Origin of the sequence: Staphylococcus sp. HMSC069E10 (assembly GCF_001809205.1) — a bacterium.
GTDB classification, from domain to species: Bacteria; Bacillota; Bacilli; order Staphylococcales; family Staphylococcaceae; genus Staphylococcus; species Staphylococcus hominis.
In genome coordinates this window covers 1-602 of sequence record NZ_KV796490.1, presented here as the reverse complement: position 1 = coordinate 602, position 602 = coordinate 1, and the positions used below count along the sequence as shown (strand labels likewise).

Annotated in this window: 1 rRNA gene; it reads right to left on the bottom strand. The window is 49.0% G+C overall.

Annotated elements, in window-relative coordinates:
• Positions 1–77: 77 nt before the first annotated feature.
• Positions 78–602 (bottom strand): 16S ribosomal RNA (locus HMPREF2561_RS08600); the annotation flags it as partial.

The window sequence follows — 602 nt, the reverse complement described above, 5'->3', positions numbered from 1 at the left end:
ATAAACATTCAAAACTGAATACAATATGTCACGTTATTCCGTATCATCTCTACGAGATGTTCCGAATATATCCTTAGAAAGGAGGTGATCCAGCCGCACCTTCCGATACGGCTACCTTGTTACGACTTCACCCCAATCATTTGTCCCACCTTCGACGGCTAGCTCCAAATGGTTACTCCACCGGCTTCGGGTGTTACAAACTCTCGTGGTGTGACGGGCGGTGTGTACAAGACCCGGGAACGTATTCACCGTAGCATGCTGATCTACGATTACTAGCGATTCCAGCTTCATGTAGTCGAGTTGCAGACTACAATCCGAACTGAGAACAACTTTATGGGATTTGCTTGACCTCGCGGTTTCGCTGCCCTTTGTATTGTCCATTGTAGCACGTGTGTAGCCCAAATCATAAGGGGCATGATGATTTGACGTCATCCCCACCTTCCTCCGGTTTGTCACCGGCAGTCAACTTAGAGTGCCCAACTTAATGATGGCAACTAAGCTTAAGGGTTGCGCTCGTTGCGGGACTTAACCCAACATCTCACGACACGAGCTGACGACAACCATGCACCACCTGTCACTTTGTCCCCCGAAGGGGAAACTTC